Origin of the sequence: Burkholderia sp. PR2 (assembly GCF_052372875.1) — a bacterium.
Lineage (GTDB): Bacteria > Pseudomonadota > Gammaproteobacteria > Burkholderiales > Burkholderiaceae > Burkholderia > Burkholderia diffusa.
In genome coordinates, this window is sequence record NZ_JBQRWH010000004.1 from 2765170 (window position 1) to 2780435 (window position 15266).

General features: G+C 65.5%; 13 protein-coding genes. 6 read left to right on the top strand and 7 right to left on the bottom strand.

Translation table 11 applies throughout. The features are described 5' to 3' along the window. Positions 1-139: 139 nt before the first annotated feature. The 6 genes from moaC to ACT2FV_RS30050 all read left to right on the top strand — a co-directional run bounded on the left by moaC (position 140) and on the right by ACT2FV_RS30050 (position 8142). Entirely contained in the window at positions 140-628 is a 489-nt protein-coding gene (gene moaC / locus ACT2FV_RS30025) for a cyclic pyranopterin monophosphate synthase MoaC (protein WP_011657821.1), read from the top strand. Positions 629-743: 115 nt separating this feature from the next. Continuing rightward, positions 744-3431 (top strand): type VI secretion system Vgr family protein, encoded by a 2688-nt coding sequence (locus ACT2FV_RS30030; RefSeq protein ID WP_444505287.1) that lies wholly within the window; start codon positions 744-746, stop codon positions 3429-3431. Continuing rightward, the gene (locus ACT2FV_RS30035) at positions 3424-4293 is read left to right on the top strand and encodes a hypothetical protein (RefSeq protein WP_012364620.1); all 870 of its coding nucleotides are present in this window, start codon (positions 3424-3426) and stop codon (positions 4291-4293) included. Before ACT2FV_RS30030 ends, ACT2FV_RS30035 begins: the two co-directional genes overlap by 8 nt. Before the next feature lie 79 nt (positions 4294-4372). Continuing rightward, entirely contained in the window at positions 4373-5524 is a 1152-nt protein-coding gene (locus ACT2FV_RS30040) for a hypothetical protein (protein ID WP_059607925.1), read from the top strand. 100 nt (positions 5525-5624) lie between these two features. Continuing rightward, the gene (locus ACT2FV_RS30045) at positions 5625-6902 is read left to right on the top strand and encodes a WD40/YVTN/BNR-like repeat-containing protein (RefSeq protein ID WP_059607924.1); all 1278 of its coding nucleotides are present in this window, start codon (positions 5625-5627) and stop codon (positions 6900-6902) included. A gap of 31 nt (positions 6903-6933) precedes the next feature. Then, the gene (locus ACT2FV_RS30050; protein ID WP_059607923.1) at positions 6934-8142 is read left to right on the top strand and encodes a hypothetical protein; all 1209 of its coding nucleotides are present in this window, start codon (positions 6934-6936) and stop codon (positions 8140-8142) included. 75 nt (positions 8143-8217) lie between these two features. Here the strand turns inward: ACT2FV_RS30050 and ACT2FV_RS30055 are convergent, their stop codons facing one another. The 7 genes from ACT2FV_RS30055 to ACT2FV_RS30085 form a co-directional block, all read right to left on the bottom strand. Then, positions 8218-8568 (bottom strand): TonB family protein, encoded by a 351-nt coding sequence (locus ACT2FV_RS30055; RefSeq protein WP_444505288.1) that lies wholly within the window; start codon positions 8566-8568, stop codon positions 8218-8220. 415 nt (positions 8569-8983) lie between these two features. Then, a complete protein-coding gene (locus ACT2FV_RS30060; protein WP_444505289.1) occupies positions 8984-10762 on the bottom strand; it encodes a PglL family O-oligosaccharyltransferase in 1779 nt (592 codons plus the stop codon). Positions 10763-10916: 154 nt separating this feature from the next. After that, the gene (locus tag ACT2FV_RS30065) at positions 10917-11513 is read right to left on the bottom strand and encodes a pilin (protein ID WP_444505290.1); all 597 of its coding nucleotides are present in this window, start codon (positions 11511-11513) and stop codon (positions 10917-10919) included. Between the two features lie 97 nt (positions 11514-11610). Beyond that, positions 11611-12312, bottom strand: coding sequence for a TerC family protein (locus tag ACT2FV_RS30070; protein WP_124621384.1), 702 nt, complete (start codon positions 12310-12312; stop codon positions 11611-11613). Positions 12313-12470: 158 nt separating this feature from the next. Further along, positions 12471-13352 (bottom strand): succinate--CoA ligase subunit alpha, encoded by an 882-nt coding sequence (gene sucD, locus ACT2FV_RS30075; RefSeq protein WP_010090788.1) that lies wholly within the window; start codon positions 13350-13352, stop codon positions 12471-12473. Between the two features lie 64 nt (positions 13353-13416). After that, the gene (sucC, locus tag ACT2FV_RS30080; protein ID WP_059528034.1) at positions 13417-14583 is read right to left on the bottom strand and encodes an ADP-forming succinate--CoA ligase subunit beta; all 1167 of its coding nucleotides are present in this window, start codon (positions 14581-14583) and stop codon (positions 13417-13419) included. 68 nt (positions 14584-14651) lie between these two features. Further along, a complete protein-coding gene (locus tag ACT2FV_RS30085) occupies positions 14652-15260 on the bottom strand; it encodes a DUF2889 domain-containing protein (RefSeq protein WP_059528036.1) in 609 nt (202 codons plus the stop codon). Positions 15261-15266 lie beyond the last annotated feature (6 nt).

Below are 15266 nucleotides of genomic sequence, written 5' to 3' on the forward strand. Positions count from 1 at the left end.
GGCGGATGCGCCGTCTGCACGCCCGGCGTCGTGCAGGCCGCTGCTATGATAGGCGCCCGTTGAAACGTTGCAGATGGTTGCGGCACGGTGCCCGACGCGGTGGATCGACCGGCCGCGACACAAGAGATCGGAGCAGGACATGTCAGGACTTACCCATTTCGACGCCGCCGGCCACGCGCACATGGTCGACGTCGGCGGCAAGCAGGAAACGCAACGTATCGCGATCGCGCGCGGCACGATCCGGATGCTGCCGGCGACGTTCGCGCTGATCCGCGACGGCAAGGCGAAGAAAGGCGACGTGCTCGGCGTCGCGCGCATCGCCGCGATCCAGGGTGCCAAGCGCACCGCCGACCTCATTCCGCTGTGTCATCCGCTCGCGCTGACGCGCGTGGCCGTCGACTTCGAACTCGACGACGCGCTGCCGGGCGTGCACTGCGTCGCGCAGGTCGAGACGTTCGGGCGCACCGGTGTCGAGATGGAAGCGCTGACCGCCGTGCAGGTCGGGCTGCTGACCGTGTACGACATGTGCAAGGCGGTCGACCGGGGGATGGTGATCACCGAGGTGAGCGTGAGAGAAAAGCGTGGCGGGAAGTCGGGGGACTGGAAGGCCGAGGACACCGCCGGCTGACCGGTCGGCACCCTGTCGGCCGGTAAATTCGGGATACCGCCCGTTTATCTCATACAATTACCGGATTCCGCACGGGAGAGCGTGCGACCCAGCACAAAAAAAGCGAGCACGGGTGATGAAATCGCAAGCGTTAAGAAGCGCATTGCTGGCCGGACCGGTTCAGCACGAGCGCCTTGTCAAACTGGATACGCCGGTGGGCCCCGACGTGCTGCTGCCGCATCGCGTCATCGGCCGATCGCGGCTCGGGCGTCACTTCGAGTTCACGGTCGATACCGTGTCGGTGTCCGATAACCTCGAGCTCAAGAAGCTGATCGCGCAGCCGGTGACGCTGTGGATCCTGCAGGCCGACCAGTCTTATGCGCCTCACCACGGCTACGTGCATTGCGCCCGCCGGCTCGGCTCGGACAGCGGCGTCACGCACTACCAGATCGTCTTCGCTTCGTTCCTGCACTTCCTGAAGTTCCGCCGCGACCAGCGAATCTGGCAGGACCAGTCCGCGGACGACATCATTGCCGACGTGCTGAACCAGCATCCGCAGGCCAAGGGTCGCTTCACCTTCAAGCTCCACCAGCCGCTGCCGCTCCGCTCGTTCTGCATGCAGTACGAGGATGACTGGAATTTCGTGCATCGCCTGATGGAATCGGAAGGCCTGTATGGCTTCTGGGAACAGGACCAGGACGGCAAGTCGCACCGGCTTGTCGTCGTCGACCGCGTCGACGCGTTGCCCGCGCTGTCGCCGCGAACGGTGCGCTTTCATCATGCGGGCACGGGTGACGAGGCCGACACGTTCGTCCAGTTCTCCGGCACGCGCACGCTGCGAAGTGTCGCCCGCGCCACACGCACGTTCGACTACAAGCAGCCGCCGAGCGCGGCGAATCCGAAGGCGACCCATACGCCGACGATCGCCAATCAGGGTGACCTGCCGCCGCAGCTCGAGGTCTACGAATACACCGGTGCGTACACGTACCTCGAACAGTCCCGCGGTGACCATCTGTCGAAGATATGGATGGAGGAACAGGAGTCGCGCGCGAAACGCTTTCATGGCGTCGGCGGCGTGCGGCGCATGGATGCCGGGCGGACCTTCGAGCTGGCGGATCACCCCGAACACGACAAGGACGATGCCGGGCAGCGCGAATTCGCCGTGATCGAGACGGCGTGGGTCATCGTCAACAATCTGCCCGTTGCCGACGAACAGGCGGTTTTCCCGCACAGCCTGCGCGCCGAGGTCGGCAGCATCGTGCAGGCAACCGATACGGCCCAGTCGCGCGTGCGTCATCCCGACGGCAGCGAAGGCTTCTTTCAGATCCGCGTCGAAGCCCAGCGCACGACCGTACCGTTCCGCAGCCCGTTCGAACACGCGAAGCCGCCGATGCACCTGCAATCGGCGATCGTCGTCGCACCGAAAGGCGAGGAAATCCACACCGACGCGCTCAACCGGGTCAAGGTTCGCTTCCATTGGGACCGCCTGAACGACGGCGACGAAAAGGCGTCGTGCTGGCTGCGTGCCACCGCGTCGGATTCGGGCAAGGGTTATGGGGCCGTTCACCCGCACCGCAGCGGCGAGGAGGTGCTGGTCGATTTCCTCGGCGGCGACTGCGATCGCCCGATCATCGTCGGCAAGCTGTACAACGGCGCGACGAGCCCGCAGTGGCACAGCAACGGGATCCTGTCCGGATACCGGTCCAAGGAATATGCGGGCGCCGGCTACAACCAGCTCGTGCTCGACGACGCGACCTCGCAGAACCGCGTGCACCTCTACAGCAGCGAGACCAACGCGCACTTGCATCTCGGTTACCTGATCGACCATGCGGGCAACAACCGCGGCAGCTATCTCGGCAGCGGCTTCGACCTGCGCTCGGACGCGTACGGCGCCGTACGCGCGAGCCGCGGGCTGTACGTCACGACGCACCCGAAGCAGCCGGCGAGCCAGCCGCTCGACGTTCAGGAAACGCAACAGCAGCTCGTCCGTGCAGAAGGCCTGATGGAGGCCATGTCGGAGGTCGGCGCGCAGCATCAGGCCGAACCGCTCGACCACGGCCACTCGGCGCTGAAGCAGTTCACCGACGCGACGCAGAACAGCGTGAGCGGCGGCACGTCGGGCGGCAGGACCGCGGGCGGCGGAACCGGCACGGCCAACGCGTTCAAGGAGCCGGTGATGCTGTTCGGCAGCCCGGCCGGTATCGGGATGTCCACGCAACAGTCCGTGCAGCTTGCCGCGGACCAGCACGTCAACCTCGTCAGCGGGCAAAGCACGCACGTGGCCGCCGGAAAGTCGCTGATCGCGAGCGTCCTCGACCGGATCAGCCTGTTCGCGCAGAACTCCGGGATCAAGCTATTCGCCGGCAAGGGCAAGGTCGAAGTGCAGGCGCACGCGGACAACATCGAGCTGACGGCCCAGAAGGCGCTGAAGCTGATGGCGGTAACCGAGTCGATCGAAGGCGCCGCGGCGAAGGAAATCCTGCTGACCTCCGGCGGCGCGTACATCCGCATCGCGAACGGCAACATCGAAGTGCACGCACCCGGCAAGATCGACATCAAGGGGGCGCAGCACGCGTTCAGCGGCCCCACGCACCTGTCGCAGACGATGCCGACCCTGCCGAACTCGACCGGCAACTACGATCAGGCGTTCATCGCGCACTGGGCCGGCACCGACATTCCGGTAGCGAACACGCGATACCAGATGTTCTCGAACGGCAAGCTGCTCTCGGAAGGCGTCACCAATGCGGCAGGTGAGACGGGGCTCACGCAGAGCCACGTGCCGCACGACGTCGTCGTCAAGTTTCTAGGGAAATCGAATGGCTGACGGACAACAGGACAACAACGTACTGGGCAGCGGCTCGGGGATGCTGACGCCGACGGGGTACAAGGATCGGCCGAAGGTGGCGATCAATATCTGCGACAAGCATGTGACGCCGGCACCGAAATGGATCGTCGGCACCTGTCCGTTCTACTATCGGCCGCTTCACGGGGCGTATATGGAGACGGTCGAGAAGGTCAGCATGTCGAGCATCTGGTCGACCATCAAGGGTTTCGCCCTATCGTGGGATCCGTGGACCGACTCGGACGTCGCGCACCGACTCCTGCACCGCCGTGAAGAATTGATCAAGATAGACAGCACGAATTCCGACTGGTCTCGTCATGGCAACTTCATGATGCGTCACATCGGGTGCGGACATAAGCCGCCCGATTACTACATCAGCTACGGCTACTACTACTGCTCCGACTATGGAGCGAATCTCTATCCGAGCCTCAGCCCCCAAGGGAAAGCGTGGCTGAACAAAGCGCGCAAGCTGCTCCAGGTCAACATGGAAGACGGGTTGAATCAGAACATGATGGGCAACACGATCCAGATGGCCAGCCCGACGCCGGGAAACGGTAGCGTCGATATGACGTGGCCACAGTTCGAGCTGGAAATAAACACCGAAAAGTTCAAGGAATTTGCATTCAAGACACACCCGATGGCCTACCTCGACGGAGGATTGGCCGACCTGCCGATCATGGATCTCGTCAGGATCGGGATGCGGCCGAACATTCAGGAATGGGGCGACGGAAGAACGTGGGGGCAGGCTTTCGATTCCGCCATCCCTGTTCTCCGGAAAAAAGCCGAGGAATCGGACGCCGACGATCCGGTCGGCAAGGCGCTCGGAAGGCTGCTGGCGAAGTGACATGCGAAAAGGCAAACGATGGCTTTGGGTCGCGGGATGCGTGCTTGTTCTCCCGATCGCTATTTACGGATATACGGAAATGACATCAGGGTGGGACACGGTATCGACCGAATTCATGCGCAACGACAAGCCGTACGGTGCGGGCGCATTTCGCGTGCAACGCAACGATTTCATGTCACTGAAGGTTGCGCGACCGGAACTCAAGTTCAAGCCGGAGAGCGAGCAGAAGAACCCTGACCTCGCGGAATTCACCGAACCTTGGATGGACGATTCGAACCAGCGGCTGAACCGGTCGACCGTCAGTTTCCTGCGCGGCACGCTGGACGGGAGCGCCGTGCGCCACTTCCAGCAACCGGGCCAGACCGCGTCATGGTGGTACTCGCCTGACTGGCAGATCCTGTACGTCAGTACGGGCTGGATGGATTACGCGGCGCCGCGCACCGTCGACGGTGCGTCCCCTCAGACAACCCGACTCTGGAAGTCGAGCGACGGTGGCCAGCACTGGGCCCAGCTCGAATGGCCGACGGAGCGCAACATCAACCGCTTGCTGTTCATTGATGCGCAACGGGGCTACGCCATCGGATGGGGACCCCGCGTGTGGCGAACGGCGGACGGCGGGCAATCGTGGCAGGAAATCAAGGAACCGCCGGGTGCCGCCCTTCAGGACAAGCCACGCCGGACTTTCGACGGGACCAACCTCGGTCCCGACGGTGTATTGCGCATTGCCTATCAGGTTGAAGACGCCGAGCATCCGCAACCGGCAACGGTGGTCTGGCGGCTCGATTGGAATCAGCAGGATTTCATCCGGGAAGCGGTGCTCCCCGGACAAGTCATCGTCAGCCTCGAATCGTCGCCGGCCCCCGTCCGGAATTACGCACTGTATGCGTTGTCGCGTACAAGCGGCGAATCCGGCAGCGGTCATGGTGCGGGCGTCATTTCGACCTGGACTAGCGAGCACCCCGAACACATCCAGGAACTGCATGCGTTTGACAGCCCGCTGACGCTCAACGGACTGAGCGCGGGTCGCAACGGCGTCCTGCTGGTCCACGCGACCGACCCGAACACCGCAAACGGCGGCGGCGCACCGATCGACCTGACGATCAGCAGCACCGACGGTGGAAAGACATGGCAGCAGACCGCCGACAAGGCTTCACAGGGCGGCTACTTCGATCCACAAACGAACACGCTCTATTCGGTGTTCGCCTATACGCTGCGGAAACGGCAATTCTGATCGGCGCCCGATGCGTTTGTCGCAGGCCGTGTCCGCGGAAACGAACGACGTCCGCGGCACGGCCAGCCACGAGATTCCTCTATCGACTTCAGCCAATCCCATGCGCCATCGATCTCGACTGAAGGGGCTGGCCGTCATCGCGATCGGCGGCATCGTATTGAATCTGTTTTACGAGAGCACCGGTCCTCACTGGAAGACCGTTTCGTCGCAGATCACATGGTCCGACCCGCCAGCAGGTGTGGGTGATTTCTACATCGCCGGCAACGAAATCATGTCGCTCACGTTTGCCGATCCTGTCGTGACGCTGAAGCCGGCCGGCGAGTGGAAGGTTCCGACGGTCGCCGAACCCACCGAAGCATGGATGAACAGTGCGGGAGAAACCCTCAATCGACGAACCGTGAATTTCTTCCGCGGCACGCTCGATCACGGACTGCAGCGCTTCTTGCAAGCGCCCGGCCAACACACCGCGTGGTGGCATTCGCGAGACGGTCAGGTCCACTTGATCAGCATCGGCTGGCTGGACTATACGTCGCAGCATTCCGCGGACGACCTCGTCTCGCGGCAAACCCGTGTCTGGAAATCGCTCGACGGCGGCCGCCACTGGTCGCAGATGGCATGGCCGGAGCACGAAGATATCGACGACCTGCTCTTCATCGACGCGCAGCACGGCTATGCGATTGGCCGCGGCCCCACCGTCCGGCGAACATCCGACGGCGGCGAGTCCTGGCAACTGATCGCACTACCGCCGGATGCAGTCGTCCCCAGTGGCCGTCGGCGCAACCTCAGAGCGGTGAATCTTGGTCCCGACGGCACCCTGCGAGTGGCTTACCATGTCGATCCGTCGGCAACGGGGCCCGCTCGCAGCGTCGTATACGGGCTTCCGCCAAATCAGCAGACGTTCGTTCCCGATATCGTTCTGCCGAACCAGACCGTCATCCGACTCGCTTCGACGCCGGCCACGACCAGCGGTTACGCGCTTTACGCACTGTCTCTCCTCGACGACGAGGGCGGCAAAGATACGGCACCGGATCGCGCACGCCGGGCCGGCGTGCTTTCGACGTGGACGGACACGCAACCCGCGCGCGTCCGGCAAGTGATGACGTTTGACATGAAGCTCATCGTGAACGGCCTCGACGTGGGCCGCGACGGCCTGTTACTCGTATATGCCACCGATCCCGGGCAAGCAATCGACGATCCACCAATCCCCCTGATGATCAGCAGCACTGACGCAGGCAGGACCTGGAAACAGAATGCCGACGGGATCGTCTATCACAACCGGTACTTCGACCAGGATACGAACACGCTCTACTCGCTGCTCGATGAAAGACTGAAGAAGCTGTCATTCCCCATCCGACATTCCCCCGCCTCACAAGACTGAATCCCCTCGCTACATCCGGAGACCCTATTCGATGAAAAAAGCGCTGCATCGCGCCGCATTCGTACTGTGCGCTGCCGCGGCGGCCACCGCCTCCGCCGCCAGCCCCTGCCCCGCCGCCGACACCGCCGCACGCGCGGCGCTCGACGCGCAGCACCGCGTACAGCAAGTCCGGAATCCGCAAGGCGACGGCGGCGGCACGGTCGACGTCTCGCCGCCTTTGCGCGACGCGCTTCGCGCGTACAAGCAGGCGCTCGTCGGCGCGATCGACGCGCGGCTTGCGTGCAGCGACGAACACGTCGAGCCGGCTGCGCTGAAACGCACGCTTGCGGCCGCACTCGGCGTACCCGCCCAATCCACCCAATCCGCCCAGCCGAAAAACGCCGAATCGGCATTCGGTCGCAACCCGGACGTCGACGTCCAACGCGACGGCACGTCCCGCCCGCTCCTCTTCGTGCGCGCCGGCTTCGACATCCCATGCGGCGACGACAACCTGCTCACTGCCTACGCATGGGAAAACGGCGGCTGGCGGCGGGTGCTGCGCTGGCAGGCCGACGACTACAAGGACATCGGCGGCGCCTACGGCGGCGGCTTCTGGTTCGGCGCATTGCCCGGCGGCCAGGTGGCGGTCGTCCACGGCACGCCGTGGTGCTCGTCGCGCTGGAGCCGGTTCGGCGCGGACGTGGTCGCGCCGGCAAGCGGCGCGGCCGCGCAACACACGCTGTTCCATACGGCTCACGGCTACGTGCTCGACGACGACGCGATCCGCTTCAAGGTGCGCCCCGACGGCTTCGAACTGCGCATGACGGTCGGCTCGCGCGACAGCGACGTGATGACACGGCCGGGCATCTTCCGCTATCGCGTCGACGGCGACACCGTGCAACGCGTGCAGCCGGTCGCGGTCAACGGTCGCGATTTCGTCGATGAATGGCTGGGCGTGGACGATACGCTCGCGCGCGCCTGGAGCGAACCCGCGGCCGCTGCGGCGGCGCTGCAAGCGCGACAGGCGTTCATTGCGGAAAGCAAGGCGCCCGATACCGGGTTCGCCTACGGACCGGTACGCGGCTGCGCGGACAGCAAGGATCTCTTCCAGGTCGAACTGGATCTGACGGGCAAGGACGGAAACACGGTTGCGCGACGCTACGCGCTGATCCGCCAGGAGCGCAACGGGTTCACGATGCTCGGGCTACGCAAGGCGGCCGAGCCGGCATGCCACGGCGCGAACCTGATGCCGCGGCACTGAACGTCGGCGGCACGGCGACGCCTCACAGGAATCGACGGCAAGCGGCACGCGCGCCTCGGCGTGCCCGGCCGCCCATCATTGGGCGCGTCGCGGCTCGAACACGAACGGTTGCGTGAGCAGGAACGGATTCGCGGTGGCGCCGGTCTGCGCGCAGGTCGCGTGCGTCATTGCGTCGACGGCCGCGCGGTCTGCCGCCGCATTGCGGCTGCTCGTCGTCACGGTGACGTTCTGCGCTTCGCCCGACGTCGTCATCAGCGCGCGCACGAGCACGGTGACGGGACGCGTGAGCGGCTTCGCGCTATCCGGATAGACGGCGCGCGGAATGTGGCAGGTCAGCTTGCTTTCCTGCGACGACGACAGCATCGCGCAGCCGGAAACCAGCACGGCGACGGCAGGCAGGATCAGGAGGGGCGAGCGAAGGGCCATGGTCGAATATCGTTCTTCAGTACTGTTGCGGACGAACGCCGCGCCGGCGGACATCGCCCCGCGCCGCGGCCATCGGACCGGCGCGCCGTTACGGCCGCACGACCGGCGGCTGCCCGGTCGCGATCCTGCTTGTCGGGTTCCCGGAGATCCGGGGCGGCGTTCGCGGTAGCGGCCCGCAGCGGGCGGCCGCGCACGCGAACGCTTTGCCGCATTGTGCACGCGCCGCCTTGCGCGTGGCCGCGATTTGACAATGGTTGACGCGAATCACACCGGATTCGGCAGGCATCCATTCCGCGGGGGAAGCAATCGCCGCCCCCTTCGCCCCGCCATCGCCCACCCGCCTCACCGCAATGCGGCCGGCGCCGGGATTCCCCGCCCGGCGCCGCGCGGTGTCGGCACGGTGTTCAGCGTGGCGTCACTCGGAATCGTCGTCGGAGTCGTCCTCGTCCGCATCGGCCGGCACTTCCCCGTACTTCGCGACGACGGCCGCCTTGAACGCCTTCAGTGCCGGTTGCTGGTCGCACAGCTTGTACAGCAACGCCAACTGCTGCGGCCAGTCCTTCAACTCCTTCGCAAACACATGCAGGCGCGCGACTGTATCCAGGGCGTCGGCTTCGCGACCGGCCAGCGCCTGCAGCACCGCATAGCGGCGCAGCACCGTCTCGCCGGGCAGCAGCGCGATCGCGCGCTCATGCGCGACGAGCTTGAGCGGCAGGTTGTCCGGCGAAATTGCCAGCAGCGTGGCCGCCCCGTAATCGCCCCACGCGCCGAACAACAGCGACGGCGCATCGCGGTACTGTGCCGCCGGATCGCTGCCGTAATACAGCACTTCCGCGCGCTGGTAGTCGCGCAGCACGGGCACCGCCGCCAGCACGCCGCCGAACGACAGCACCGCGAACAGCCCGAACGCCGCGCGCCCCGGCAGGATGCGCAACGGCTTCACCTCGAGCAGGCCGATCACGAACATCGCCGGCAGCAGGAAGAACATGTACTGCTGCGGATATTCGACGAGCGCATGCATCAACAGGATGCCGATCAGCGCGAGGCCGAACACGCGCGAGCTCGACTGCGGCGCGCGCACCGCGCGCACGAACCACGTCACGAGCGCGACGACGAGCACGCCGAGGCCGACGAGGCCGGACTTCGCGAGCAGGTCGATGAAGATGTCGTGCGAGTTGTTCGCGATCTCGACACCGCCGAGCGTGCGCACGAGCGCGAACTGGTGCGACGGAAACTCGCCCCAGCCGACGCCGAGCACCGGATGCTCGCGGAACATCGCGAGCCCGTACTTCCACAACGCGAGGCGCGGCGCGATCTGCCCCGCGTCGCGCATGCGGTCGGCCGCCGACTCGGCGAGCCCCAGATGGAAATGCACGTTGGCCCAGCGCACCGCAACGTTCACCGCGACGAAGGCCACCGCGAGCGCGACCGGCATCACCCATGCGCGGCGGTTGCCCGGCGCGCGGCGCGATTCGAGCCACGCCATCCAGAAGCCCGCGACGACCAGCACCGCAACCTGCAGCCACGGGCCGCGCGACACCGTCAGCGCGAGACCGCCCGACAGCACGATCGACAGCGCGAGCCAGGCCCATACCGCGAGCCGGCGCGTCTGCACCAGATACAGCGCGCCCGCGAGCGCAAACGCGATGTAGGTCGCGAGGTGGTTGGCCTGCGCCATGTTGCCGTACGGACGGCGATCGACCGCGATGTTGTAGACCACGACGAACGGCGACACCGCGGTTTCGAGATGGAACAACTGCACGACCTGGCTCGCGACCGCGAGCATCCCGCCGAGCAGCAGCGCGCCGGACATCATTTGCGCGGCGGCTTCGGCGAGCCCCTCGCGCGCCAGCGTGTAGCCGGCCTGCATCGCGACCAACGCGGCGGCCAGGTAGCCGACCGCCAGCCAGTTCATCGACGGCACCTTGAGCGGCATGAGCGCGACCTGCGCGATCAGCACTGCCGCGAACCCGAGCGGCGCGACGAACGCGGCCGGCGCGGCGAACGGCTCGGCCGGGCGGCCCGTGCGTGCGAGCAGCACGACGGAGAGCCCCACCAGCAGATACAGCACCAGCGCGGCAAACTCGGAATAGAAGGTCGGGATCGGATACGTGTGATTCGTGATCGAATACGGCACGATCAGGGCGACAGCCAGCGCAACGAGCGGCAACGAACGGGAAAAAGTAGAAGGCATGAGCGAACCGGATGTCAGCAACCGGCGCACTATACAAAACTTTCCCCCCTGTGCGGGCCCGTCGTGCCATCCCCCACACGCCGGGGCGGGCGCAGCCGGCCGGCGGGCGCCGCGCCGCGCACGCGGCCACGGACTTGCCGGCATGCCCCCGACACTACGCGCGGCACTCCGCGGGCGCATATTGCGCGGGCAAAGTCGCGGCCTCCGCCGGCAACGGGCCCGCGCCCGGCGCCGGAAGCGACGACGCAGACTTGCCGGCGGCAAAGCACTCCCACGCGATCGCACCCGCCTGCATCGCGCCCTTTTTCAGCGGCACGCGCGCGGTTGGCGTGTCGGCCTTGTCCGGGGCGGACGGCACCAGGACGAGCGTATTCGCGCCGGCCGCGGCGACTCGGGCGGTGAACGCCACCGTGATCTGGCCGGTGTCGCCGTCGATGGCGACGGATTCGACGTTGCGGGTAGCGGCCGGCGGGCTGTAGCCGCCGTCGAGGCCCGCGCCGCTCGCGGCGTTGTCGGCAACTGCGAGCCGTGCGGACGAAGCAAGCGCGAGCCCCTCGCCGACACGCGACCGCGCGAGGTAATCCTGGTACGCGGGAATCGCATAGGCCGCGATCACGCCGACGATCGCGAGCACGATCATCAGCTCGATCAGCGTGAAGCCGGCCGGCCGGCAGCGCGGCAACGGCCGGCTCGCGCGCCGCAGATCGGCGGCGATGCGACGGAACATGGAAACGGAAAAGGCTTCGAACATGACTGGCTCCGGAAACGAAAAACGCCTGCCGAATCAGGCAGGCGTTTCGATCGTAGCCAGCGGGCCGCGGCCCCGGCAGTCGGCCGGACGGCCAATGTCACGCGTGCGTGGCGCTGCGGCGTCGCCGGAGCGCGTAACCGGTGGCGACGACGAACAGCGCGCCGGCGATGCTCGCGCCGTAGATCGCCGCCGGCGTATCGAGCACCGGCCAGCGGTCGCCGACCGGGTCGTGCACCATCAGCCCGCCGGCGATCCAGCCCAGCAGCCCGGCGCCGAGCGCCACGACGATCGGGAACCGATCGAGCAGCTTGAGCACCAGCGTGCTGCCCCACACGATGATCGGCACGCTGACGACGAGCCCGAAGATCACCAGCGCCAGCCGGTGCGACGGATCGGCCTGCTCGGCCGCGCCGGCGATCGCGATCACGTTGTCGAGGCTCATCACGGCGTCGGCGATCACGATCGTCTTCACCGCGTCCCACAGCCTGTCGGCCGGCTTCACGTTGTCGTGCGCGTCGGCGTCGGGCGCCATCAGCTTGACGCCGATCCACAACAGCAGCAGGCCGCCGCCGAACTTCAGGAACGGCACGTCGAGCAGCACGACCGCGAACGCGATCAGTGCGACCCGCAGCAGGATCGCGCCGGCCGTGCCCCACACGACGCCGCGCAGCCGCTGGTTGGCCGGCAGGTTGCGGCACGCGAGCGCGATCACGACCGCGTTGTCGCCGCCGAGGAGGATGTCGATGATGACGATCTGAAACACCGCGCCCCAGTGGAGCGAGGTCAGGAATTCAAGCATGAGCGGTATCGGGTGCGGGGTAACGGCTGTCGGACAGACGTGCCGGGTGAACGCCGGGACATGCATCGCGCATGCCGGGGGCTTACAAATTCATTGCGAGAGCATAACAAAAAACGCCGGCAAGGCCGGCGTTTTTTGCAGGACGAACCACGCGGAAATTACAGCGCCTTCTTCAGCAGGCGACCCATTTCCGACGGGTTGCGCGTGACGGTGATGCCGCACGCTTCCATGATTTCCAGCTTCGCTTCGGCCGTATCCGCACCGCCCGAGATCAGCGCGCCGGCGTGGCCCATGCGCTTGCCCGGAGGCGCCGTGACGCCAGCGATGAAGCCGACGACCGGCTTCTTCATGTTGTCCTTGATCCACTGAGCGGCGTTGGCTTCGTCCGGACCGCCGATCTCGCCGATCATCACGACCGCGTCCGTATCCGGATCGTCGTTGAACATCTTCATCACGTCGATGTGCTTCAGACCGTTGATCGGGTCGCCGCCGATGCCGACTGCCGACGACTGGCCGAGGCCCAGCGCCGTCAGCTGTGCAACGGCTTCATACGTCAGCGTGCCCGAACGCGACACGACGCCGATGCGGCCCTTGCGGTGGATGTGACCCGGCATGATGCCGATCTTCAGCTCGTCCGGCGTGATCGTGCCCGGGCAGTTCGGCCCGAGCAGCAGCGTCTTGCGGCCTTCACGACGCATGCGGTCCTTCACTTCGATCATGTCACGGACGGGAATGCCTTCCGTGATGCAGATCGCGAGATCGAGGTCGGCTTCGACCGCTTCCCAGATCGCAGCGGCTGCGCCTGCCGGCGGAACGTAGATGACCGAAACGGTCGCGCCGGTTTCTGCCTTCGCTTCCTTGACGCTCGCGTAGATCGGAATGCCTTCGAAGTCTTCGCCGGCCTTCTTCGGGTTCACGCCCGCGACGAATGCTTCGCGGCCGTTTGCATATTCACGGCAGGCGCGCGTATGGAACTGACCGGTTTTGCCGGTAATGCCCTGCGTGATGACCTTCGTGTCCTTGTTGATCAGAATCGACATGTATTTTGACCTCTGTTCGATTGGCGTCGCGTATCTGCCGCGCCGCCATGCGTATTCGATAGCGTTACTTGCCTTCGGCAGCCGCGACGACCTTCTGTGCAGCCTCTTCCATGCTGTCCGCCGAGATGATCGGCAGGCCCGAATCGGCCAGCATCTTCTTGCCGAGGTCCTCGTTCGTGCCCTTCATGCGCACGACGAGCGGCACGTTCAGGTTCACGGCCTTCGAACCGGCGATCACGCCTTCCGCGATCACGTCGCAGCGCATGATGCCGCCGAAGATGTTCACGAGGATCGCCTTCAGGTCCGGGTTCTTCAGCATCAGTTTGAACGCTTCGGTAACCTTCTCGGTCGTCGCGCCACCGCCGACGTCCAGGAAGTTCGCCGGCTCGCCGCCGAACAGCTTGATCGTGTCCATCGTCGCCATCGCGAGGCCTGCGCCGTTCACGAGACAGCCGATGTTGCCGTCGAGCGAGATGTATGCGAGGTCGAACTTCGACGCTTCGATTTCAGCCGGGTCTTCTTCGTCCAGGTCGCGGTACGCGACGATTTCCGGGTGGCGGAACAGCGCGTTCGAGTCGAAGTTGAACTTCGCGTCGAGTGCGATGACCTTGCCGTCGCCGGAGACGTTCAGCGGGTTGATTTCAGCCAGCGACGCGTCGGTTTCCCAGAATGCCTTGTACAGGCCTTGCAGGATGGCGCGCGCTTGCGGAATCGAAGCAGCCGGCACGCCGATCTTCGCGGCGAGGTCGTCGGCCTGCGCGTCGAGCAGGCCCGTCGACGGCTCGACGATGACCTTGTGGATCAGTTCCGGGTGCTTTTCGGCAACTTCTTCGATGTCCATGCCGCCTTCGCTCGAACCCATCAGAACGATCTTTTGCGACACGCGATCAACGACGAGGCTGACGTACAGTTCCTGCTTGATGTCGGCGCCTTCTTCGATCATCAGACGGTTGACCTTCTGGCCTTCCGGACCGGTCTGGTGCGTGACGAGCTGCATGCCGAGGATCTGATTCGCGTATTCGCGAACCTGCTCGATCGACTTCGCCACCTTCACGCCGCCGCCCTTGCCACGGCCACCCGCGTGAATCTGAGCCTTCACGACCCACACCGGGCCGCCCAGCTCTTCTGCCACCTTGACGGCCTCTTCAACCGAGAACGCCGGCTTGCCGCGCGGTACCGCGACTCCGAATTTCCGCAGGATTTCCTTACCCTGGTACTCGTGAATCTTCATGCGTGATTCCCTTCAGTCTGAGAGTTGGATGAAATGTCGCTTAAGACGCTTCTTCGAATGATTTCCGTTCATTCCTTCGTGCTGCCCTCACCGGGCAAGTCCGGCCGGTTCGTGCCATACCAGCGCGGGTAGTACTGCCGCACGACCTCGCCGTCGAACCGCAACGCCCGGCAGCGACCGAGCTGGAAAGGCGGTTCGGCGTGCTCGCCGTCATGGTCCGGCCCTTCGCCTCCCTCCTCGCGCACGTTCCACACGTCACCGGCGAACGCCTGGATCGCTGCCGTCGGCAGCACGGCACACAGTTCGGTGAGATGGGAACAGCCAGCGACGCCGGCGAGCAGCCGGTTCGCGTTGCGGCGGAAATTGCGGAAGAGATTGAGCCCGATGAGGGCCCGATAGGCGGGAGGGGCGGATTGACAGTGACCGGGATAGGGAACCCACTCCGAAGACGCTTCGGCGTCGACGACGTTGAGGTCACGATCGATAGTCACGCGCAGCCAGAGTTCGTGGATCGGCAGGCCTTGGGGCCGGATGCCCGACGCAAGCGCGACATCGCGCGGCTTGTGGTCGGTCAGGCAGGCTTCGATGTCCCACAAGCCGTCGCCGCGCTCGTAGGCTTCCGCTCGGATTGCGCGTCGATGTCGCAACTGACGGGGCACGGGCTCGGATAGCGGCATGCTGGA